At 66.0% G+C, this 21,827-nt stretch carries 25 protein-coding genes; 19 read left to right on the top strand and 6 right to left on the bottom strand.

Going from position 1 to position 21,827, the window contains the following annotated elements:
* Window positions 1–77: 77 nt before the first annotated feature.
* Window positions 78–1,346, top strand: coding sequence for an adenosylmethionine--8-amino-7-oxononanoate transaminase (locus AB0J47_RS29455; RefSeq protein WP_364353110.1), 1,269 nt, complete (start codon window positions 78–80; stop codon window positions 1,344–1,346).
* Between the two features lie 4 nt (window positions 1,347–1,350).
* Here the strand turns inward: AB0J47_RS29455 and AB0J47_RS29450 are convergent, their stop codons facing one another.
* Window positions 1,351–1,671: a hypothetical protein gene (locus AB0J47_RS29450; protein WP_364353107.1), complete on the bottom strand. Its 321-nt coding sequence runs from the start codon at window positions 1,669–1,671 to the stop codon at window positions 1,351–1,353.
* Window positions 1,672–1,804: 133 nt separating this feature from the next.
* Between AB0J47_RS29450 and AB0J47_RS29445 the strand changes: the two genes are divergently transcribed.
* The 8 genes from AB0J47_RS29445 (at window position 1,805) to AB0J47_RS29410 (ending at window position 10,538) form a co-directional block, all read left to right on the top strand.
* Window positions 1,805–2,953: an 8-amino-7-oxononanoate synthase gene (locus AB0J47_RS29445; RefSeq protein ID WP_364353104.1), complete on the top strand. Its 1,149-nt coding sequence runs from the start codon at window positions 1,805–1,807 to the stop codon at window positions 2,951–2,953.
* A complete protein-coding gene (bioD, locus tag AB0J47_RS29440) occupies window positions 2,950–3,642 on the top strand; it encodes a dethiobiotin synthase (RefSeq protein ID WP_364353101.1) in 693 nt (230 codons plus the stop codon). Before AB0J47_RS29445 ends, bioD begins: the two co-directional genes overlap by 4 nt.
* Window positions 3,643–3,926: 284 nt before the next feature.
* Window positions 3,927–5,093 (top strand): alpha/beta hydrolase, encoded by a 1,167-nt coding sequence (locus AB0J47_RS29435; RefSeq protein ID WP_364353098.1) that lies wholly within the window; start codon window positions 3,927–3,929, stop codon window positions 5,091–5,093.
* A gap of 92 nt (window positions 5,094–5,185) precedes the next feature.
* Window positions 5,186–6,274 carry an ABC transporter substrate-binding protein gene (locus tag AB0J47_RS29430; protein WP_364353095.1) on the top strand — a complete coding sequence of 363 codons (1,089 nt, stop codon included), beginning with the start codon at window positions 5,186–5,188 and terminating at the stop codon, window positions 6,272–6,274.
* Window positions 6,275–6,276: 2 nt separating this feature from the next.
* Window positions 6,277–7,143: an ABC transporter permease gene (locus AB0J47_RS29425; RefSeq protein ID WP_364353092.1), complete on the top strand. Its 867-nt coding sequence runs from the start codon at window positions 6,277–6,279 to the stop codon at window positions 7,141–7,143.
* The gene (locus tag AB0J47_RS29420) at window positions 7,119–7,868 is read left to right on the top strand and encodes an ABC transporter ATP-binding protein (RefSeq protein ID WP_364353089.1); all 750 of its coding nucleotides are present in this window, start codon (window positions 7,119–7,121) and stop codon (window positions 7,866–7,868) included. Before AB0J47_RS29425 ends, AB0J47_RS29420 begins: the two co-directional genes overlap by 25 nt.
* Window positions 7,865–9,208, top strand: coding sequence for an LLM class flavin-dependent oxidoreductase (locus AB0J47_RS29415; RefSeq protein WP_364353086.1), 1,344 nt, complete (start codon window positions 7,865–7,867; stop codon window positions 9,206–9,208). Before AB0J47_RS29420 ends, AB0J47_RS29415 begins: the two co-directional genes overlap by 4 nt.
* A gap of 100 nt (window positions 9,209–9,308) precedes the next feature.
* On the top strand, window positions 9,309–10,538 hold the full coding sequence (locus tag AB0J47_RS29410; protein WP_364353083.1) for an MFS transporter: 1,230 nt from the start codon (window positions 9,309–9,311) through the stop codon (window positions 10,536–10,538).
* Window positions 10,539–10,772: 234 nt separating this feature from the next.
* On the opposite strand, the gene AB0J47_RS29405 is transcribed toward AB0J47_RS29410, so the two are convergent.
* Together AB0J47_RS29405 and AB0J47_RS29400 are read right to left on the bottom strand one after the other, a co-directional pair.
* Window positions 10,773–11,318 (bottom strand): maleylpyruvate isomerase family mycothiol-dependent enzyme, encoded by a 546-nt coding sequence (locus tag AB0J47_RS29405; RefSeq protein WP_364353080.1) that lies wholly within the window; start codon window positions 11,316–11,318, stop codon window positions 10,773–10,775.
* Window positions 11,315–12,289 (bottom strand): sigma-70 family RNA polymerase sigma factor, encoded by a 975-nt coding sequence (locus AB0J47_RS29400; protein ID WP_364353077.1) that lies wholly within the window; start codon window positions 12,287–12,289, stop codon window positions 11,315–11,317. Before AB0J47_RS29400 ends, AB0J47_RS29405 begins: the two co-directional genes overlap by 4 nt.
* Before the next feature lie 156 nt (window positions 12,290–12,445).
* On the opposite strand from AB0J47_RS29400, the gene AB0J47_RS29395 reads away from it, so the two are divergent.
* Complete coding sequence (locus AB0J47_RS29395) at window positions 12,446–13,864, top strand: MFS transporter (RefSeq protein WP_364353074.1); 1,419 nt, start codon at window positions 12,446–12,448, stop codon at window positions 13,862–13,864.
* A gap of 127 nt (window positions 13,865–13,991) precedes the next feature.
* Here the strand turns inward: AB0J47_RS29395 and AB0J47_RS29390 are convergent, their stop codons facing one another.
* Window positions 13,992–14,651 carry a hypothetical protein gene (locus AB0J47_RS29390; RefSeq protein ID WP_364353071.1) on the bottom strand — a complete coding sequence of 220 codons (660 nt, stop codon included), beginning with the start codon at window positions 14,649–14,651 and terminating at the stop codon, window positions 13,992–13,994.
* A 38-nt stretch (window positions 14,652–14,689) separates the two neighbouring features.
* Window positions 14,690–15,274, bottom strand: a complete 585-nt coding sequence (locus AB0J47_RS29385; RefSeq protein WP_364353068.1) for a TetR/AcrR family transcriptional regulator C-terminal domain-containing protein — start codon at window positions 15,272–15,274, stop codon at window positions 14,690–14,692.
* A gap of 180 nt (window positions 15,275–15,454) precedes the next feature.
* Between AB0J47_RS29385 and bioB the strand changes: the two genes are divergently transcribed.
* The 8 genes from bioB to AB0J47_RS29345 all read left to right on the top strand — a co-directional run bounded on the left by bioB (window position 15,455) and on the right by AB0J47_RS29345 (window position 19,740).
* On the top strand, window positions 15,455–16,468 hold the full coding sequence (gene bioB / locus AB0J47_RS29380; RefSeq protein WP_040688747.1) for a biotin synthase BioB: 1,014 nt from the start codon (window positions 15,455–15,457) through the stop codon (window positions 16,466–16,468).
* 37 nt (window positions 16,469–16,505) lie between these two features.
* Entirely contained in the window at window positions 16,506–16,721 is a 216-nt protein-coding gene (locus AB0J47_RS29375) for a hypothetical protein (RefSeq protein ID WP_174415049.1), read from the top strand.
* Window positions 16,721–17,452 carry a DUF2567 domain-containing protein gene (locus AB0J47_RS29370; protein WP_364353064.1) on the top strand — a complete coding sequence of 244 codons (732 nt, stop codon included), beginning with the start codon at window positions 16,721–16,723 and terminating at the stop codon, window positions 17,450–17,452. The genes AB0J47_RS29375 and AB0J47_RS29370 overlap by 1 nt, the downstream gene beginning before the upstream one ends.
* Before the next feature lie 92 nt (window positions 17,453–17,544).
* Window positions 17,545–18,078, top strand: coding sequence for a DUF1353 domain-containing protein (locus tag AB0J47_RS29365; RefSeq protein WP_364353061.1), 534 nt, complete (start codon window positions 17,545–17,547; stop codon window positions 18,076–18,078).
* A gap of 139 nt (window positions 18,079–18,217) precedes the next feature.
* A complete protein-coding gene (locus AB0J47_RS29360; RefSeq protein ID WP_364353058.1) occupies window positions 18,218–18,424 on the top strand; it encodes a hypothetical protein in 207 nt (68 codons plus the stop codon).
* A complete protein-coding gene (locus tag AB0J47_RS29355; protein WP_364353055.1) occupies window positions 18,421–18,816 on the top strand; it encodes a hypothetical protein in 396 nt (131 codons plus the stop codon). Before AB0J47_RS29360 ends, AB0J47_RS29355 begins: the two co-directional genes overlap by 4 nt.
* Window positions 18,817–18,901: 85 nt before the next feature.
* The gene (locus tag AB0J47_RS29350) at window positions 18,902–19,090 is read left to right on the top strand and encodes a hypothetical protein (protein ID WP_364353052.1); all 189 of its coding nucleotides are present in this window, start codon (window positions 18,902–18,904) and stop codon (window positions 19,088–19,090) included.
* Window positions 19,091–19,539: 449 nt separating this feature from the next.
* Window positions 19,540–19,740 carry a hypothetical protein gene (locus AB0J47_RS29345; protein WP_364353049.1) on the top strand — a complete coding sequence of 67 codons (201 nt, stop codon included), beginning with the start codon at window positions 19,540–19,542 and terminating at the stop codon, window positions 19,738–19,740.
* Between the two features lie 158 nt (window positions 19,741–19,898).
* Here AB0J47_RS29345 and AB0J47_RS29340 read toward each other — a convergent pair whose 3' ends face one another.
* Window positions 19,899–20,657, bottom strand: a complete 759-nt coding sequence (locus tag AB0J47_RS29340) for an NUDIX domain-containing protein (RefSeq protein WP_364353046.1) — start codon at window positions 20,655–20,657, stop codon at window positions 19,899–19,901.
* Window positions 20,658–20,750: 93 nt separating this feature from the next.
* Between AB0J47_RS29340 and nadA the strand changes: the two genes are divergently transcribed.
* On the top strand, window positions 20,751–21,794 hold the full coding sequence (nadA, locus tag AB0J47_RS29335; protein WP_364353043.1) for a quinolinate synthase NadA: 1,044 nt from the start codon (window positions 20,751–20,753) through the stop codon (window positions 21,792–21,794).
* Window positions 21,795–21,827: the final 33 nt, after the last annotated feature.

Genomic DNA, 21,827 nt, shown 5'->3' with positions numbered 1-21,827 from the left:
CGTGCGCGCGCAGCTCGAGTGGTAACTTGAACACCGTTCAAGCCCTCTTGGGCTGTCACGCGACCGCGAGGAATCCTGTGGCATTGACCCCTGACGAGATCACCGCCATCGACGCCGAACATGTCTGGCATCCCTACGGTGGCTTTCCCGCGACGACCGAACCGCTGGTGGTTTCCGGTGCTTCCGGAACCCGGCTCACCCTCGCCGACGGTCGGGAATTGGTCGACGGGATGAGTTCGTGGTGGGCCGCTATCCACGGTTACCGGCATCCGGTCCTGGATGCCGCGCTGGTGGCGCAGTCGCAGCGGATGAGTCATGTGATGTTCGGCGGGCTCACCCATGAACCGGCGGCCCGACTGGCCGCGTTACTCGTCGAGCTGACGCCCGCCGGTCTGGACAAGGTATTCCTGTGCGATTCCGGTTCGGTATCGGTCGAGGTCGCGGTCAAGATGTGCCTGCAGTACTGGCGTGCGGCGGGTCAGCCGGACAAGCGACGGCTGCTCACCTGGCGCGGTGGGTATCACGGCGATACCTTCACGCCGATGAGCGTGTGCGATCCGCAGGGCGGCATGCACGCACTGTGGACCGATGTGCTCGCCGAGCAGATCTTCGCCCCGGCGCCACCGCTCGAGTATTCGGTCGAGTACGTGGCCGAATTCGAGCAGCTGTTGGCCGCGCATGCCGACGAACTCGCGGCCGTCATCGTTGAGCCGGTCGTGCAGGGCGCGGGCGGGATGCGCTGGCACGATCCGCGGTATCTGACCGATCTGCGACGCCTGAGCGATGAGTACGGGGTGCTGTTGGTCTTCGATGAGATCGCCACCGGATTCGGGCGCACCGGAGCGCTTTTCGCGGCCGATCACGTCGGAGTGAGTCCGGATGTGATGTGCGTCGGCAAGTCGCTCACCGGCGGATATCTGACCTTGGCTGCCGCGTTGTGCACCTCCCGCATCGCCGAGACCATCAGCGCCGAGCACGGCGGGCTCATGCACGGTCCGACCTTCATGGGTAACCCGCTGGCCTGTGCGGTCGCGGTTGCCTCGATCGAGCTACTGCTGCAACGGGATTGGCGTGCCGAAGTGGCCCGGATCCAATCGGAATTGGAAACCGGTCTGGCCCCGGCGCGTTCGCTGCCCGGGGTGGCGGATGTGCGGGTGCTCGGGGCGATCGGGGTTGTGCAACTCGATCATCCGGTGGATATGCGCAAGGCCACCCATGCCGCCGTCGAAGCGGGCGTCTGGCTGCGCCCGTTCCGTGATCTCATCTACACCATGCCGCCGTTCATCAGCACGACCGAGGACATCGAACGCATCACCGCCGGTATGGTCGCCGCCGCCCAAGCCTGACGCGTCAGGCGCGTTTGCGGGTCCCGTGTTCGACTCCCGCGCTCTCGGGACGGTCGGTGTCGGAGACGATCTCCCATACTCGGAAGACGCAGTGGTAGTCATCGGCCCAACCGCGGGCGATCAGCAGATAGTTATCGCCGTCGCGCAGCAGGATCCGGCGGCCGGGAAGTCGCGGATGCTGCGGAGTGAATGTGGGCACGAGCGAGTGCAATTTGGTCAGGGCATGTTCGCGAGTGCCGACCACCTCCGCGAGTACCCGCGGCGACCAACGCTTGTGATCGCCGGAACCTGTTGTCTCTTCGACGACTATCGCCCACCGTGGCATTCGGCCCTACTCCCTTTGGCGGAAGTGCCGCGCCACCGATGGTCGGTGGCGACCTTCAACAAGTGGCTCCCACGGTACCAGTACCCGACCCTGGGCAGGCGCCCTGAACGGTGTTCAAGTATGCTGCGGAGCTGTGACTACCGATCCGTTGGGCTGGCTTGATGAACGCGCCGCCGAGCGCGTGCGCGTCGGGTTGCGCCGTGAGCTGCGACCGCGTGCGGCACAGTCGCCGTCGATCGACCTAGCCTCCAATGACTATCTCGGCCTGGTGCGTCACCCGGAGGTGATCGAGGGCGCGATCGATGCCGTGCGCCGCTGGGGCACCGGGTCGACCGGATCCCGGCTCGTCACCGGCACCACTGCCGAACACGAGCAGCTCGAGACCGAACTCGCCGAATTCGTCGGCGCCGAGACCGGTTTGGTCTTCGCCTCCGGCTACGCCGCCAATCTCGGGGTGGTGACCGCGCTAGCCGGGCGGGGCGCGCTGGTCGTCTCCGATGCGGGCAGTCACGCTTCGCTGGTGGATGCCTGCCGACTCTCGCGCTCGCGGGTGGAGATCGCCGCGCATTGCGATGTCGAGGCGGTCGAGCGGTTGCTGGCCGAGCGGAGCGAGGAAAGGGCACTGGTACTTACCGATTCGGTATTCAGCGCCGATGGTGATCTGGCTCCGCTGGCCGAGTTGCATCGGGTTACCCGGGCGAATGGCGCGGTGTTGATCGTGGATGAGGCACATGGGCTCGGTGTGCGCGGCACGGGTGGGCGCGGGGTGGTGCACGAGGTCGGCCTGGCCGGGGAACCGGATCTCGTGGTCACCGCGACCCTGTCGAAAGCCTTTGCCGCACAGGGTGGTGTGGCGTTGGCCGGCGAGCGGGTGCGTGCGCACCTGATCGATGCCGCGCGCACATTCATTTTCGATACCGGGCTCGCACCGGCCGCGGTCGGCGCGGCGCGGGCGGCGCTGCGGCTATTGCGTCGGGAACCCGAGCTGGCGGGTCGGGTGTTGCAGCGGGCCGCCGATATCGCACGTATTGCCGGTGTGGCGCAACCGGATTCGGCAGTTGTCTCGGTGGTGCTCGGTGAGGCACAGGTCGCATATGACGCTGCGCAGGCATGCCGTGCACGTGGACTCGACGTCGGATGCTTCCGTCCGCCGACGGTGCCCGAGGGGACATCGCGGTTGCGACTCACCGCCCGGGCGAATCTGACCTCCGACGAACTCGACACCATCGCAACGGTTCTCGGCGAGGTGCTGACGCAGGCGCGTGGATTGGTGACCGCATGAGTGTGCTGTTCGTGACCGGTACGTCGACCGAGGTCGGCAAGACCGTGGTGACCGCCGCGGTGGCCGCGGCCGCACTGGCGGCGGGGCGATCGGTGGCAGTGTGCAAACCGGCCCAAACCGGTGTAGCACCGGGCGAATCCGGCGATCTCGCCGAAGTCGAACGCCTCACCGGTGTGCGGAGAACGGTCGAGATCGCCCGCTATCCTGATCCGCTGGCGCCGGATACCGCCGCACGTCGGTGCGGGCAGCCGCTGTTGACGCTTAGTGAAACCGCCGCCGCCATCGACTCACTCGCTGATGCGGATCTGACCTTGGTGGAAGGGGCAGGCGGATTGCTGGTCCGCCTGGGCGAGTTCACGCTGCTCGAGTTGGCGCAGAAGCTCGATGCCCCGGTGCTCGTTGTTGCCGCAGCGGGACTGGGGACCCTCAACCACAGCGAATTGACCACGCGCGCACTGTCATCTGCCGGTGTCCGCTGTGCGGGTTTGGTGATCGGTTCCTGGCCCGGTTCGCCGGGGCTTGCCGAGGAGTGCAATCGCAGTGATCTTCCTCGGGTTACCGGGGTCGAGTTGGTCGGTGCGGTGCCCGCAGGTGCCGGTGGATGGGATCGCGAACGATTCTCTGCCGCGGCGCCTGGTTGGTTCACTCCCGGTTGGTTCACTCCCGGTTGGTCTGCGCTCGGCCGGTAGGTCTGCGCGGCGATTGCGAGGACCGGACCCGAATCGGACTCGGCAAGCTCGCCACCCTCGTCGAAACCGGCGAACTGCCCTGACCGCAACCGGCGTCACCGGCACAGCTCAATACTGGACGCAGCCACCAGATTCCAGTGCTCGAGCTGTTTGCGGATCTGCGACGCCGCGTGAGCTCGACCTGCTGATCTGAGGTTTGTCGGCGAAGATGATCGCCTCCGCCTCGGTGGTGGCCGGGGGTACTCGCCTGGCAGCACTCGCGAACCGTACCTACAGTGGGTTAGATGTCGCCGTTGGACGATCGGCACCCGTCCACCGTCTCGGACTGGGATAACGCGCGACGGAGGGCCCGGCTTCGGGAGACTCGTCTCGGGCACGGGTGGCAGACGTTGCGCCGTACCAGGTCGGCGGTGCTGCGGGTCGCCTTGATATTGCTCGCTGGGCTCATCGTGTTCGCCCAGTACTGGGTGCACGACGTCACCCCGGAACGCGATCGGCTCGCGCGCACCGAACCCGCTGTGCTGCCGATTGCCACCCCCGCGCATGATCGCGACTGGGACACCGTCGTCGTCGATATGGTGGGTCTCGGCGGTCTCAATGCCAGCAATACCGCGGCCGCACTGCCCGCTCTCAGTGATATGGGCGTGGTCTGGGCCATCAAATACGACAATCAAGGTATCGACACCAAGGTGATCGCGGATCTGATCATCCGCGCCGCCCAGATGTCGGGGCTGAAGAACATCGTGCTGGTGGGACACAGTATGGGCGGGGTCATCGCGCTCGAGGTCGCACGGCATATCCACCTCGACAGCGATCTGCGCCTGGTAGGGGTGATTCTGGACTGCACACCGGTGGATTTGAATGCGGTGCGTCCGGAGAGTCGTGGTGCGGGCGAGGATATGGTGCGCTGGATGGGCTGGCTGCCAGGGGCGCGGGAGAGCCGCACACTGCGGCTGGCGGTCGAAACCTATGCGCGTCGTGACCGATTCGTCGATCGCGGGACCAATGGGTTGCCCGGGATTCGGCTGGAGCCAATGCGTGATGTTGTCCGAGAAGTGTTGCGCGAGAAGGTCTTTTCCAAAGACGCGGCCAGCAACGGGCTGATCGAAACACAGTTCCTGGCCATCGTGGCGGGCGGTGCGATCAACGATCTGCGCGCGCTATCGCGGCCCGCCGAGGACAAACCGCGCCCGGCCATCGTCTTCATCCGTCCGCGTAATCCGAATAACGACCGGGTGGTTGATGTCGATTACTCCCATCAGGTGCTCATCGAGCGGGCCGGTGGCGTCGACGGCTCGCTGCTGGTCGTCATGCCGCGAAATACCGGGCACGCCAATCCGATGCAGCGCCCCGAGGAGTACAACAAGATCATCGACCAACAGATCCTGCCGTACATTCAGCGGTATCAGGAGCAGGTGCGCGCGACGGTCTCCGCGGCGGCGCCGCGCTGAGGGGGTGACCGCCGGCGGGGTGGGTGAAAGCAGTTGGAATCACGCCAAGGCAAACCGTATGCGTGCCGGTTTGGTCTTGATTCAATCACCCTATGTTCCGACCACGTACGTTCCTGACCGGCCTGCGCGGCCGCACAATCGCCGCGTTGCTCGCTGCGGCGACCGTTGCGAGCTTGGGTGTGACCGGCTGCGCGAGCGACGATAAGCCGGTCGGTAAGACCGATGCCCCGCTGCCCACCGAAATCCCCGCAGGCACTAAACTCGTGCTCGCCGACCAGTCCGAGCGGTTCAAGTCGGTCCTCCAGTTCTCCGGCGAACTGGACAAACTGCCGTTCAAGGTCGAATTCGCCAATTTCATCGGCGGACCGGCCATTCTGGAGGCATTCCGGGCCGGCGCCGCCGATGTCGCGACCGTCGGCGATGTTCCGCCGATCCATGCGCAGGTCGCCGGGCAGGACGTGCCGATAATCGCGGCCTACCAGTCCAATCCCAGCGCATTGAAACTCGCGGTGGCGCCGGGTAAAACGGCCACCACGCTGGCCGATCTCAAGGGTAAGAAGATCGCCTACGCGGAAGGGACCGCCCAACAGGCCGCGGTGCTGCGCGCGATCGCCAAGGCGGGGCTGAAATCCACTGATGTGCAACTGGTTCGGCTGCAACTCGCGGAATTCCTGGACGCGGTGCGCACCGGTCAGGTCGATATCGCGCCGCTGGTCGAACCGAATGTCACTCGGCTGCTGCGCACACCGGGTGCGTCACTGATCCCGGATTCGGAGACCGCTGGCATCTACGGTGGTGTCGGCTATCTTTACGCGCGCCGCGCCGCGGTGACCGATCCGGCCAAGGCGGCCGCGACTCGGGCGGTGGTCGCCGCCTATGTTCGCGCCTACCAGTGGGTCAATACCCACCAGGAGGAGTGGGCGCGTAAGTACTACGTCGAGAACCAGAAGGTCAGCGCGGATGACGCCAAGCGCATCGTCGACTCGCTCGGTACCTACACCTTCCCGCATCTGGATCAGCAGCTCATCGATCGTCAGCAGGGCACCATCGATGCGATCGACAAGGCGGGCGAACTGCCCAAGAAGGTGCGCGCTGCCGACGATTTCGATCTGCGCTTCGACGCTGTCGTCACCCAGGCAGTCACCGAGAGCGGTGCCTTATTCGAACCGAAGGCGAAATAGCAATGGCTACCTTGGATGCCGGAGTACTCGGCCGGATCGGACGAAGTTCACGCACCGCAGCGGAGCCGGTATTGGCCCGCCGCAAACTGACACGGCCTCGGCTCGGGCCGGGCCGCCCGATTCCGTTCGGCATTGCCATCGGGCCCGTACTGCTGATCGCGGCATGGGTGATCGGATCCGCCACGGGCGCACTGGATGAGCAGACACTGCCGGCGCCGTGGACGGTCGCCGAGACGGCTCGCGATCTGCTGGCCGACGGCAGACTGCAGTCGAATCTGCTGACCTCGCTGAAGCGCGCGGCCTGGGGTCTCGGGTTCGGCGTGGTGATCGGTGTGCTGCTCGCCTTGATCGCCGGGTTGAGCCGGGTCGGTGAAGCCCTGTTGGACGGGCCGGTTCAGATCAAACGCTCGATTCCCACGCTGGCGCTGATTCCGCTGTTCATCGTGTGGTTCGGCATCGGCGAGGAGATGAAGCTGATCGTCATCACGACCAGTGTCGCGATTCCGATCTACATCAATACTCACGCGCAACTGCGCGGCGTCGACAGCCGGTATGTGGAATTGGCCGCGACGGTGGGTCTTTCGCGGTGGAGTTTCATTCGCCGGATCGCGCTGCCCGGTTCGCTGCCCGGATTCTTCACGGGCTTGCGGCTGGCGGTCACCATCTCCTGGCTGGCGCTCGTCGTGGTCGAACAGGTGAATGCCACCAGCGGCATCGGCTATCTGATGACGCAGGCGCGCACCTACGGCCAGATCGACGTCATCGTCGTCGGCCTGGTGATATACGGACTGCTCGGACTGTTCGGCGATCTCGCCGTGCGCGCGACGGAACGGAGGGTGCTGTCATGGCGACAGACGATCGCGGACTGAATGTGGTCCGAACCCGCGCGCTGCGCAGGGGTTTCGGCGATCGTGTGGTGTTGCACGGCATCGATCTCGATATCGCACGCGGCGAATTCGTCGCCCTGCTCGGGCGCAGTGGTTCGGGTAAGAGCACCTTGTTGCGCGCGTTGGCCGAGCTGGATCGTGATGTGCTGGGCTCGGGTGAGTTGCGGGTGCCGACGGAACGTGCGGTGGTCTTCCAGGATTCGCGCCTGCTGCCGTGGAATCGGGTGCTGGACAATGTGACTCTCGGTTTGAAGGGTGCCGATGCCGCCGAGCGCGGCCGCACTGCTTTGGCCGAAGTTGGACTTGCCGGGCGGGAAAAGGCCTGGCCCAAGGAGCTTTCCGGCGGTGAGCAGCAGCGCGTCGCCCTGGCGCGGTCGCTGGTCCGGGAGCCGGAGTTGCTGCTGGCCGATGAGCCCTTCGGTGCGCTGGACGCGCTCACCCGCATCAAAATGCATGTGCTGCTGCAGGATCTGTGCGCCCGGCACAAGCCTGCCGTTTTGCTGGTGACCCATGATGTCGATGAGGCGGTGCTGCTCGCCGACCGCGTGCTCGTCCTCGACGAGGGACGCATCGCCGTCGATCAGCGCATCGATCTGGAACGTCCACGCCGCCATATCGATCCGGACTTCAACCGCCTGCGCGAGCTGCTGCTTTCCAGCCTCGGCGTCGATGTCGCAGCCCTGCACGATGAGAAGAAGGCCTCATGACCCGGCAACTCAGCCTCAACGCGTTCATCTACCCCTCCGGACATCATGAGGCGGCCTGGCGGCATCCGCAGAGCCGACCCGACCGGATCTACGATGTCGCCTACTACCAGGAGATCGGCCGCACGGCCGAAGCCGCGAAACTCGACGCGGTGTTCTTCGCCGACGGACCCGCACTGCGCACCAATGTCGAACACAATGCGGCCGCCGGTCTGGAACCGATCACGTTGCTCACCGCGATCGCGACGGCCACAACCCATCTCGGTCTGATCGCCACCGCATCGACGACCTACTACGAGCCATACAACCTGGCCAGGCTGTTCTCCACGCTGGACCACATCTCCGGCGGCCGGGCGGGTTGGAATATCGTCACCACCGGAACCGACCTCGCCGCAGCGAATTTCGGGCTCGAGAAACATCCCGATCATGCGACGCGGTATGCGCGGGCACGGGAATTCGTCGATGCGGTCGTCGCGCTGTGGGACAGCTGGGAGGACGACGCCATCCTGCTGGACCAGGAAGCGGGCATCTACGCTGATCCGGCCAAGATCCATCCGATCGACTTCGTCGGTGAATATCTCAGTGTGCGTGGGCCGTTCAACGCTCCGCGCACGCCGCAGGGGCATCCGGTGCTCGTGCAGGCCGGTGCATCGAATGACGGACGGGCGTTCGCGGGCCGGTACGCCGAGGCGATCTTCACCGCGCACCAGCGGCTCGAGGATGCGCAGGCGTTCTACTCTGATATCAAGGCCAAGGCCGCCGAATTCGGACGTGACGCCGAGCAGATCAAAATCCTGCCCGGTATCAGCCCGTTCATCGGCGATACCGAGGCGGCGGCCAAACAGTTGGAGCGGGAGTTCAACGAGCTCACAGTGCCCGAATACGGGCTGAAGCAGTTGGAGGGCATCGCGGGTGAGAGCCTGCGCCACCTGCCGCTGGATGAACCGGTGCCGCTCGAATTGTTCAGCGACGCGGGCGATGTCACCGATAATGAGCGCAGCCGTCGGCAAGTGGTCGCCGGGATCGTGCAGCGGGAGCGGCCCACCGTGCGCGGACTGCTGCATCGTCTCGCCGGTGCCCGCGGACATCGGGTCTTCGCCGGTACACCGGAGCAGGTCGCCGACACCATCGAGGAATGGTTCCGCAACGGCGCCGCCGACGGTTTCAATGTGATGCCGCCCTATTACCCGGGTGGCCTGGAGGTCTTCGCCGAGCAGGTCGTCCCGATCCTGCAGCGGCGCGGGCTGTTCCGCACCGAATACACCGGAACCACATTGCGCGACCACTTCGGTCTGCCGCGACCGGAGAGCCGGTACGCCCGGCGACCGGCGCTCGCGCAGTGAGCGGCTGTACCAGGCCGTATCCGGTCGGACAGCGTCCTGTTCTTGTTCATGCCGAAGTTCAGCCACCGCTGCGGTGTCGACTCCGCATGGCGCGGGCGCTGTGAGCGAACGGGTCAGCGCCACAACGGAATCCGCTCGCCTGCGCACGCTGGTGTGGACGGTGTTCGTGCCGGTGGTGCTCTACGGCATCGGATCCGGTGCGGCCGCACCGATGTACGCGCTGCGCGCGTTGGACCTCGGTGCTTCGGCCGGTGTTGCCGGAATCGTTGTCGCGCTGAGTGGGTTGGGGATGGTGCTGGCGGATCTGCCCGCGGGGCGGATCGTCGCACGCATCGGCGAGCGCTGGGCGATCGCAGTCGGTTCGGGCCTCGGCCTGGTCGGGGTGCTGTGCGCGATCTTCGCACCGCATACCGGGGTGCTGGCGGTTGGTGTGCTGCTCAATGGAACCGCCAGTGCGGTATGGGGTCTGGCGCGACAGTCCTACATCGTGTCGGTAGTGACACCGCAGGAGCGGGGTCGGGCGTTCTCGGCGTTGGCTGGTGCCTCGCGCCTCGGGTCGTTCTGCGGGCCGTTCATCGGTGCCGGGATGGTCTATGGGATGGGGCCGAGCGGTGCGCTGTGGTTGCAGTTCGGCACAACCGTGGTAGCGGGCGCGGCGATGCTCGCCATCCGCTCGGCTGACGGTGACGATATGGACGGCGCCGATCACACCTTGCGGTCGGTGGTCGTCGAAAACCGCAGGGTACTGGGCACACTCGGGCTGGCGGCGCTGCTGATGGGTGGTGCTCGGGCGACCCGCATCGCGCTGCTTCCGCTGTGGGCCGCGCATATCGGCGCGAGTGCCGTCGCCACGAGCCTGATATTCGGCATTGCCGGGGCAATGGATGTGCTGCTGTCCTATCCGGGCGGCGCCCTGCTCGATCGGTACGGCAGTCGCGCCACCGGTGTGCCGTCGATGTTGCTGTTCGCGGTGGGCTTCGCGGCGCTTCCGTTCACCTCGACGGCGCTCGAACTCACCGGTGCCGCAGTACTGCTCGGGCTCGCGAATGGCGTCAGCAACGGCATCATCATGACGGTCGGCGCGAGCGTCGCACCGCCGGGGCGACGTGCGGAATTCCTCGGTGCCTGGCGTCTGACCCATGACGTCGGCATGTTCGCCGGCCCCGTTGCCGTCGGCTTGATCAGTGCGGCAACAGTTCTCGGTGCCTCGGCGCTCGCTATCGCTGCGGCGGTATTCGCAGGCGCGCTCGCCATGCACCGCTGGTTCCCCGGTGCCTATCCCACCCTGTTCGCAGACGCACGCCGTCCCGAAACCCGGGCAACCGACTGAGCGCTCGGACCACTCATGGCGCACACTTGGTGCGCACCGCGCGCAGGTTGCTCCTTGTGGAGGTGTGCGCGGTCATATCTGAATGCTCGTTGGTGGGCAGGTCGAGGGCGCTGGTCGCGTTTGGTGGGCTCGGCCATCTCTGGCGCACACCTGGTGCGTGCCGCGCATAGGATGCACCTTCTGCGAGGTGTTCGCGGTGTATGCGAGGGCCCTGCACCGATGCGCTCGGGTACTTCAGGATGCTGGTCGGGTTCGGCCGAGGTAGGCGAGGAGCTGGTCGCCCGGGGCGGTGGTCCGCGGTTCGATCGGCGCAGCGAATAGCGGCGATCGGTCGGCTAGCGGTACGAGTTCCGGTGCCACCGAAAGTAATTCGCGGGCGAGGCGGTCGGGGATAGGCGGCGGGTTCGATCGCGCGGCGGCGAGATCCCAGGCGTGGACCGCCAATTCGAGGGCACCGACGGTGCCCAAGACATGGGCGGGCACCGGCCTTCCGAAAACGACCACCGAGCGGGGGCGCTCATTCGCCCAGGCGCCGAGCAGGGCCATGGCTCGACTCCGGATGTGCAGCGTTCCCGCACAATTCGGCAGCGGTGCGCCCGGCATGGCAACCTGCCCGCCCGTCAAACCTTCTCGCAGCGCGGCAATCGACTCGTCCACATGCGCGAGCAGCATGCGCGTATTCCAGCCCCGACAGCCTGTCGGCGTCGACAGATCGGAACCTAGGTCGGGCAGCACAGAAAGCAGATAGGCGACCGCCCGCTCGAGCAGATCTTCGCTCATGGCAATACCGGCTCGGGGCGCGCGGTCGCCACCAATGATGTGGGCAGTCCGAATGCGGCGAACATCGAGCTGTCGTGATACGAGACGACATGCGCGACCCCGGTCGGCGTCACCGTGAGGATCTGCAGCGATTGCGCCTGCCCCCGCAGGTAGAACGCGAATCCGGGCTGAGCGTTCGCGGCGATCGGCACCATCCGGACCTCGCCCGCCCTATACGGACACTTCGACCGAACCAGTTCCACGATCGTGGTATTGCCGCGGAACCATTCCTCGATCGGCGGCATCTCCCACACCGCATCCGATCGCAACAGCGTGACGAGCGTATCCATATCGGCGGCTTCGAACGCGGCAGCATAGCGATCCAGCAGGGCGCGGATTTCGGGGTCGTCCGGTTCGGCGACCGGCGTGTCCGGTTCCAGCTCCGCGAGCGCGGCATGTGCGCGCTGCAGCATGCTGTTGACCGCGGCCGCGCTGGTCCCGAGTAGCTCGGCAACCTCGGCGGCCCTCCAATGCAACACATCTCGCAATATCAACACCGCACGCTGACGCGGCGGCAGATGCTGCCAAGCCGCGATCAATGCCAGCCGCATACCCTCGCGCGCCGCGACGATGGCGGCCGGATCCGAAGTCTCCGGTGTGACCAGCACGTCCGGCATCGGTTGCAGCCATGGCGTTTCAGACGCGAAGTGCACCGCCTGGGTGGGATCCGCGGTGGGCTCGGACAATCCGGTGGGCAGCACGCGGCGTCGATGCTCGAGCGCATTGAGGCAGGCATTGGTGGCGATCCGGTACAGCCAGGTCCGCATCGAAGCCCGACCCTCGAAATCGCCGTACCCGCGCCAGGCCCGCAGCAACGTCTCCTGCACCAGATCCTCGGCATCGTCGACCGAACCGAGCATGCGATAGCAGTGGGCGAGCAACTCGCGCCGGTACGGCGCGGTACGGGCGGCGAATTCATCGCTGTCTGACATGTGCTGTCCTTCCGGGCACACCGAATGGTGGCCCCTCTGAATATCGACCGCCGTACCGCCCAGAACTCATCGGTGCGATGAGTTTCGGGCCGCCGCCGGTCGGTATCTGTGCGTGTCCGAACCATCGGGCGCGCCGAAACCACAGGAAGGACCACCGTGAGCACACCGATCATTTCGGCGGTGACACAGCGCTGGGTACTAGTACTCGGCGCGGTCGCGTCGCTGATGGCGGCACTGGACACCCTGGTCGTCGCCACCGCGCTCAGCACCATTCGGCACGACCTAGGGGCGTCTCTGCAGACGCTCGAATGGACCGTCAACGGCTACAATCTCAGCTTCGCCGTCCTGCTGATGACCGCTGCGGTACTCGGCGACCGCTTCGGGCGCAAGCGGATGTTCATGGTCGGGCTCGCCATCTTCGTCGCCGCGTCCGCGGCCTGCGCGATATCGACCTCCGTCGCGACTCTGATCGCCGCGCGCGTGGTGCAGGGCATCGGCGCGGCATTGATCATGAGTCTGGCTTTGGCGCTGGTCAGCGCGGCATTCGCGCCAGAGAAGCGCGGTATGGCCATGGGACTGCTGCAGGGCATCACCGGACTCGCGGTCGCGTGTGGTCCGCTGGTCGGCGGGGCCGTCGCGGAGGGGTTGTCCTGGCAATGGATCTTCTGGCTGAACGTGCCGATCGGGCTGCTCGCGCTGCCACTGGTAGCGGCTCGGGTTCCGGAAGGCTTCGGCTCCGATACCGCGGTGGACGGCACCGGGTTGGCATTGGTCACCGGCGGCGCATTCGGTGTGGTGTGGGGTTTGGTGCGCGGCAATATCGCGGGCTGGTCGAGTTCGGAGGTGCTGATCGCGGTGGTCGGGGCAATCGCATTGCTGATCGCCTTCGCGGCCTGGGAGGCGCGCACGCGCGAGCCGATGTTTCCGATGCGGCTTTTCGTGAACCGTGGTTTCGCGGCGGGCAATACCGCCATCTTCCTGACCTTCGCCGCTCTGTTCGGCGAGGTGTTCTTCTACGCGCAGTTCTTGCAGGCGGTGCTGCACTACGGGCCACTCGGCGCCGGATTGCGGCTGCTGCCGTGGACTCTCACGCTGTTTTTCTGCGCGCCGGTCGCAGGTGCGTTGGCCGACCGGATAGGGGAGCGGCCGTTGATGGTGAGCGGGCTGGTCCTGATGGCGGGCGGCATGTTCTGGATCGCCGTCATCGCCGACCCGGCAATGACCTACGGCTCCTTCGTCATGCCGTTCATCGTCTCCGGCGTCGGTACCTCGATGGTGTTGCCGTCGGCGCAGAGTTCGGTGGTCGGCGCGGTCGAACACTCGATGCTCGGCAAGGCGGCAGGCGCGAACAGCATGATGCGTGAGTTGGGCGGCGTCTTCGGAATCGCGATCGCGGCAGCGGTTTTCGCCGCGACCGGTGGATACGGTTCGGTGCGGGAATTCACCGACGGATTCGGTCCGGCGATCAAAGTCGGTGCGGCACTTGCCCTACTGGGCGCGGTGGTCGCACTCGCACTGCCCGGTCGTAGGGCGGGTGTGGCAGTTGATCTCGAGGCCGCGACGGTACCCGTCTGAGTCCGGTCGTTCGAACGAGGTGCCACCGGTGCGCATTCCATGTGTCGGCCGCGCATCCGGCATAGGCAGTGTGTACTGCACACAAGGGGTGCGCACCGCATTGATCGTCCCGCGGGATTCGGACCGGTCAATCCGGGTGAGTCGAAATGCTTTCCAGCCATGGGTGATCGGGGTGCACCCGCGACAGCCACTCGAACAGCCGGGACCTTTGGGATCGGTCCATCGCGGGTAGCGCGCGCCGGAAGTCGGCTTCGTCCTTGTCGCGGCGTGCCTTTGCCTTGAACAGGAGTGCGACCTCGGGAGTCGCGTACGGAATGCCCTCGCTGGTGTGGCGAATCAGTTCTTCGTAGGGCAGGGTGATCGTTGGGTCGCGGCGGCACACCCATCGATCACCGACGTGCGGTTCACGGAACACGTCGAGCCGATAGCGCCCGGTCGCGGGTTCGCGTAGCCAGGTCTGATGGAAGTCTGCCGCCTTCGCCGGAAAAGGCCAGATTCGGTCGTCACCGATAACGTCCCACTCGAACCCAGGAAAAGCGGCGACAACCTCGCTGAATCTGTCTTGTGGGACAGCGATTTCGAGGTCGCTGTGCTTGCGAGCCCCGCCTCCGGTGAACAGCTCGAGCGCCCACCCCGCGGACACGCACCACGCAACCGTGACACCCGACATCCGCTCTGCGACTTCCGCGGGCGTCCACGCCGCCCACAGCCTGTCGCATTCCTCCGCCGAAACCAGACGCCCGGCCACCTGGGGCGACCCTGCTGCATCGGGATCAGAGATGGGCATCGGGGCGTTCCTTCCGGGCATGTGCGCCGACGAAGAACTCAGCGTACGCGGGTGCCGAGCAGGTGACGCACGCCGCCGACGAAAAGCTGCAGACCGAAATCGAAACGTGCTGTCGCGTCCGGAGTTTCGTTCAGCGGTGACGCGTCCTCGGCGAGCGCACCCGCCGAATCCATTTGCATTCTGGACTGCTCGTCCACGGTTTGTCCCAGCACGTAGTACAGCAGTGTGTACGCCGCGAGTTCGGCTTCCGGCCGCGGCATCCCGCCGCGGATCGCCGCACCCACGAGTCGTTCCCGCCCCTTGCTGGTGGTGAGTCGGGAGGCATAGGTCGCCGAGACCAATTCCGCGCCGTCGCGATAGGCGAGCAGACAACTGCGCAACCTGTGCGCCAATTCGGTGATCTGGCCCGACCAGTCCTCGGCCTCGATCGGATCCTCCATCGGGGCCAGAATCCGGTCGGCCACCGCGCCGAGCAGCGCCTGTTTATTGGGAAAGTGCCAGTACAGGGCCCCTGGCTGAACCTGGAGTGAACCGGCGAGCCTGCGCATGGTCAGGTCGGCGAGACCGTACTGGTCGAGTATGGCGGTGGCGCCGTCGACCACGTCCGCGCGGTGCAGCTGCACGGTGTTTCCTTCCGCTGTATTCGATTGCGGCATTCCCGGGGCCCTCCGTGCTTACGCTCGCTGCCGCCTCCAGGCCCCGTCGCTCATGCCGCGCGTGTTTTGACTCACTGTTACCGCTACCCTAGCCTGAACACCGTTCAAGTTGCACGGCCACCTCGGCCGGACGAAGGGATTCGTGCAGTGACCCAGGCACCCGTCCAAACCGATATTCTGGCGACCGCTCGCGAGCAAGTGCTCGAGCGCGGCGAAGGCCTGACCCAGGAGCAGACCCTCGAGGTGCTCCGGCTCGGCGACGACCGGCTGGAGGAACTGCTCGCCCTCGCGCACGATGTGCGTATGAAGTGGTGCGGTCCCGAGGTCGAGGTCGAGGGCATCATCAGCCTCAAGACCGGCGGCTGCCCAGAGGACTGCCACTTCTGCTCGCAGTCGGGTCTGTTCCAGTCGCCCGTGCGCGCCGCGTGGCTCGATATCCCCAGCCTGGTCGAGGCCGCCAAGCAGACCGCCAAGACCGGCGCCACCGAATTCTGTATCGTCGCGGCCGTGCGCGGTCCGGACGAGCGGCTGATGGCGCAGGTCGCAGCCGGTGTCGAGGCCATCCGCAACGAGGTCGACATCCAGGTCGCGTGTTCGCTCGGCATGCTCACCCAAGAGCAGGTCGACCAGCTCGCCGCCATGGGCGTGCATCGCTACAACCACAACCTCGAGACCTCCCGTTCGCACTTCCCGAATGTCGTCACCACGCACACCTGGGAAGAGCGCTGGGACACCCTGCGCATGGTGCGCGAGGCCGGTATGGAGGTCTGCTGCGGCGGCATCCTCGGCATGGGCGAAACCCTGGAGCAGCGTGCGGAATTCGCGGCGAATCTGGCCGAACTCGAGCCCGACGAGGTGCCGCTGAACTTCCTCAACCCGCGTCCGGGCACCCCGTTCGGTGACCTCGAGGTGCTGCCCGCCGCCGACGCGCTGCGCGCCGTCGCCGCCTTCCGGCTCGCGCTGCCGCGCACCATCCTGCGCTTCGCGGGCGGTCGCGAGATCACCCTCGGCGACCTCGGCGCCAAGCAGGGCATCCTCGGCGGTATCAACGCCGTCATCGTCGGCAACTACCTGACCACCCTCGGTCGACCCGCCGAAGCGGACCTGGATCTGCTCGGCGAGCTGAAGATGCCGATCAAGGCGCTCAACGAAACACTCTGAATCGGTCACGAAAGAGGCTGGCGCCGTGAGTACTGTCATGGATATGGACGAGCGCTACAACCCGTTCACCGGTAAACGTATCGTGCCGGGGCTCGACGATCCGGTCCCGGCCGCCGCGGCACTGGGGCTGGAACCGCCGCGCTTCTGCGAGCAGTGCGGTCGGCGCATGATCGTGCAGGTCAGCCCCGACGGCTGGTGGGCGAAGTGCTCGCGGCACGGTGTGCTGGATTCGAAGAATCTGGAACACCGCTAGTGGTGGCCCAATACGGCGAGGGCATCACCGCGGGGCCCGGATCGGCCCCGAAGGTGGGCGTGCGGCGGGAGCTGCGGGCGGCCGCGCTGATCGCGGTCGGGGTGGTACTGCTCAGCGTGCTCGGCGGTGTGGTGTGGGCCTTCGTGGCACCCACCGAACAGTATCTGGTGGTCAAGGTGCGCGCCGGTGCGGTACCGGCCAAGGGCGCGGCGCTGACCGGGGAGAGTGTGCATCAGTTCGACGCGCTGGCGATCTTCGTCTGCATCGGCGCGGTGCTGGGTGTGGTGACGGCGATCGGCGTGTGGCGTTGGCGTCGCGTGCGCGGCCCGCTGCTGCAACTGGGGCTGCTGATCGGTTCCGGCGCAGGCGCTTACGTGATGTCGAAGGTCGGCGAGCAGATCATGCAGTGGCAGCATCCGATGCCCTACGACCCGTCGGTCGGGCAGATCGTGCGGCTGCCGGTGGAGGTTGGCAGTTGGCTGGCGCTGATCGTGCAACCGCTGCTCGCCGCGCTGATCGTGCTGTTCCTCGCGGCGCTCAGTCCGACAGAGGATCTCGGCACCGGCTTCAGCGGACCGTTCGGCGATTCGCGGCCATACTTCACTGCGGCAAGCGGATTCGCGGCCGTCGACAATGCCGATTCGTATCGTGGCGCTGCGAACGGCGCGCCGCTGCCCTACGGTGTGCCTTATGGCGGCTTCGGACCGTCCGGTTCGGATCGCGCGCGCTGACGTTATCCGAACCGTTGCCCACGCGGCGGCACAGACGTACCAGAACGGCCTAGAATTGTGGGAAACGCTGTGCGTTCAGAGAGGAACGGATCATGGCGTTCGTCGGTAGCGGACCGGTGGTCGAAGAACTCGACGCGAAATTCTGGCGGGTCGTCGAGCCGCTCGTCTATCACGGTGCCACACAAGAATTCGTCATCCCATCCGGCTTCCGCACCGACTTCGCCTCGGTGCCACGAGCATTGGTCTGGCTGATACCCCGCTACGGCGCCTATACCCGCGCCGCCATCCTGCACGACTATTTACGAAGCTCGCACGAGGTGAGCACCGCCGACGCGGACGGCCTTTTCCGCCGCTGCCTGCATGAGTTCAGGGTGTCGATACCGCGCCGGTGGATGATGTGGGCCGCAGTGCGTTTGGGCAGCGGACTGCGCGGGGCCACACTCGGCGATATCGCGCGCTTTTTACTCGTCGCGATCCCCTCGATCCTGTTCCTGGCGATCCCGGTTGTCGTGGTGCAGGTATTCCTGTGGCTGTTCTGGGTGATGGAGTTGATGTTCTGGGCCGTGGCACGCATCGGACAGCGCACTGCGGCACCACCACCACAACCTCAGATGAAGACCGCGTGACCATCCGGTCTGGAACCCTCTTTCTCCCGTCCCACCTGCGTATTCGTATGTCCTGATCGAGGTTCGCGTTCGCGACCCGGCTTAATCTCGTTGCACGCAGGGGGTCTCGCTCCCGCTATCGGAACGTGCAGGAGGACAGATGGAATCGCGTGTGCGACCGTCGCCGAGAACCGTTTTCGCACAACAATTCGCCGCGCTGTTCGAGGCCGCGGGCAATCCGACATTGCGTCGGGTGGCGACCGCAGCGCCGGCGCGGATGCGGGCGGCGCGCGCGGCCGGCCAGAAGAACGGAGCTTCGGTCCAGCGCATCAGCGGCTGGAAGTCTGGCCGCAATGTCCCCGCGTGATTCGAATCCCTGCTGTCCGTGCTGCTCACACGGAATCCATCACAGCGGCGTTGGCCGAATGGGGTGTGAACCGACATCGCCTGCTGGTCGTGGAGCAGTTCGAGGAACTATTCACCCTGTGCCGCAACGACGATGAGCGCGAGGCGTTTCTGGCCGCCCTGGAACACCTCGCCATCCGCGGCGAACACGAACCAGCCGCCGTCGTCATCGAGGTCCGCGCCGACTTCTACGGCGAGTACCTGGCCGCGGCGGGTGGGGGAGGACTCCGGCTGTGGGATCTGGATCCACGGCAGGCGATCGACCGCATCTGCGTCGCCGTTCAGCCGATGCTGAGTCGGGAAGTGTGGCAGGAACACCTGGCGGGATTGCCATATCGGAAGACGTGCGGCTAGCTGGCGAAAATCAGTAGTCGCGCCGCCGATCGCGCGGATATCGTTGGCGCGCGAGATCGAGCCGAGCGATGGGAAGGAGGTGGCGATGAGCGAGGATGTGTTGACAAGGCATGGGCAGGGCGTGCTGGTTCCGGAGGCTGGGGAGTCCGAGCGGGCTGATCTGGTGGCGTGGCGGCGGCGGGATGCGTTGCGGCGGTCCAGTGCTGCGCAGCCGATTCCCAGTGGGCGGCGGTATCGGCGGAAGGTGAAACATAAGGGGCGGGAGCGGGATTGAGGTTGTGACCCGTGGTTCGCGGTTGACCCCGTTTTCGCGTGCGAGCGCATGTGGAGGCGGGGTTTTCTGCTGTCCGCGTGGGGACGGGATGTTGCCCCTCGAGTCCGATTCCGGCAGTGGGCTCAGGAACGTTGCATCCGGTGGGCAACCGATTGTGGCGGGTGCCTTCGGGCAGCTCCGAAAGTAGTTCTGCCACAGGGCTTTCACTGCTCCTCGCCGCTGTGTATTCATCCGGTCCGCAACGTGGAACAGACGACCGCTTCCGGACCGGATAACTCGTATCCGACTGTGACCAGCCATATTCGGCGACTCTGCCCAACACCCGGTATCGCCCGATGCGATCGAGCCCTACCGTCTGAGTTGTTCGATTCGATCGAACCGCGGAGCCGGATTTCGGTCTCGACTCCGTGAAACACCGTGCGGATTCAGCGACTCTGAGGGGGAGAGCTATGTCCTGGAAATCTGCGGTTACCGGAGCCGCGCTGGTGATCGGAATGACTTCCGGCGCAGCGCAAGCGGCTGCCGAACCGCCGGGCGAGGTGACGGTCATACGGGTCGAGGCTGCGGCCGAGTCCGCGTTCCCGTGCCTGTGGCCGGTGTGCATTTTGAGCTCCGGGCACCTGGCTGTGCCCGGCGGGCTGTCCGAGTAGAAGGGGAGTGCCCTGGTCGATGGTGACGAGGGCACGCTCGGATGCCGTGGCCCCTACGGCAGTGGCCACGGCACAGTCCATTTCGAGCTCGGCGACCGCTTCGGGGGAGCGGTCGCCGAACTGAGGGGGCGATCGTGGGGGAGGCGATCGTGGGGAGGTCAGGTGGGTGGGCGCAGCGCAGCGAATTCGTCGGTGACTCGGATTTCGGAGTCGGTGAACCGATAGACCGCCGCGGGGCGTCCACCCGCCCGGCCGGGGGATGCGGTCGCGCCGGTCGGCGTGATCACCTTGCGGCGGGTGAGAACTCGCTGCAGATTCGTCGTGTCGACCTCGTAACCAAGCGCGGCGCAGTAGATTTCGCGCAGCGTGGACATGGTGAACCGCTCAGGTGCCAGGGCGAAGGCGATATTGGTGTAGGAGAGCTTCGCGGCGAGCCGGGTGCGCGCGTGTTCGACGACCGTGCCGTGATCGAACGACATGCGCGGCAGCTGGGAAACCGGATGCCACGTGGTGTCCGAGGGTAGTTGCGGGTCCGCGGTCAGCGGCACCAGCCCCAGATAGGCCGAGGCGATCCGCCGCGGTGCGGGGACTCGGTCCGGATTGCTGAATACCGACAGCTGCTCGAGATGTGCCAGCTCGCGCACATCGACCTTCTCGGCGAGCTGGCGACGGGCCGAGACATTGAGGTCTTCATCGTCGCGCAGCCGTCCGCCCGGTAGCGACCAGGTGCCCTTCTGTGGGTCGAGGGCGCGCTCCCACAGCAGCACCGCGAGTTCGGTCCGCTGACCGGGTGGACATGGCCGAATCAGCTCATCTGTCATGCGCGCAGGGCTGCTACCTGCGGTGATGTCGTCGGGGAAGCGCCGAACCTGGAACACCGCGGTGAGCGTTTCGTGGATGGTGCTACTATGGGCCACGTTTTCGATTATAAGTCGAAAACCTGGTTTGGTGCGAATCGGCTGGCATGTGAATAGGCACAAGGGCCGAGCGCACGAGGAGAGGAGCCATCCATGGCGACCATGGGTGTGAAGTTGGCGCCCCCGCTGATGGGGCAGGTAGTCGATGGTCCGACCGGATTCACCGGTGTCGAGGCCACACCGGAGTGGGCGGTCGAGGTCAAGCGCCTCGCCAGGGAGCGCAACGCGACGATTCTCGCGCACAACTACCAGTTGCCCGAGATCCAGGACGTGGCCGACCATGTCGGCGACTCGCTGGCGCTGTCCCGCATCGCGGCCGAGGCCCCCGAGGACACCATCGTGTTCTGCGGTGTGCACTTCATGGCCGAGACGGCAAAGATCCTCAGCCCCGAGAAGACTGTGCTCATTCCGGACGAGCGGGCGGGCTGTTCCCTGGCAGATTCCATCACCGCCGACGAATTGCGGGCCTGGAAGGCCGAATTCCCGAATGCGGTGGTCGTCTCGTATGTGAACACCACCGCCGCGGTGAAGGCGCTCACCGATATCTGCTGCACTTCCTCGAATGCTGTCGATGTGGTCGCCTCGATTGATCCCGACCGTGAGGTGCTGTTCCTGCCGGATCAGTTCCTCGGCGCGCACGTCAAGCGGGTCACCGGCCGCGAGAATATCCACATCTGGGCGGGCGAATGCCACGTGCACGCCGGGATCAACGGCGACGAACTGACCGAACAGGCCCGCACCCACCCGGATGCCGAACTGTTCGTGCACCCCGAATGCGGTTGCGCCACTTCGGCTTTGTACCTCGCGGGCGAGGGCTCGTTCCCAGCCGATCGGGTGCACATTCTGTCGACCGGCGGAATGATCGACGCCGCCAAGGCCGCGAAGTCGAATCAGGTCCTGGTCGCCACCGAGGTAGGCATGCTGCACCAGCTGCGCAAGGCCGCCCCCGGCATCGACTTCCAGGCCGTGAACGATCGTGCGTCCTGCAAGTACATGAAGATGATCACCCCGGCGGCGCTGCTGCGCTCGCTCGTGGAGAACACCGATGAGGTGCACGTCGACCTGGAAACCGCCGCGCTGGCCCGCAATTCGGTGCAGCGCATGATCGAAATCGGCAATCCAGGCGGTGGCGAATGAGCGGCCGCGATCGGAGCGTGATGTGCGCGCTCG

It is taken from the genome of Nocardia sp. NPDC049737 (genome assembly GCF_040674755.1).
Classification (GTDB): Bacteria; Actinomycetota; Actinomycetes; order Mycobacteriales; family Mycobacteriaceae; genus Nocardia.
This window is presented reverse-complemented; position numbering and strand designations above follow the sequence as displayed.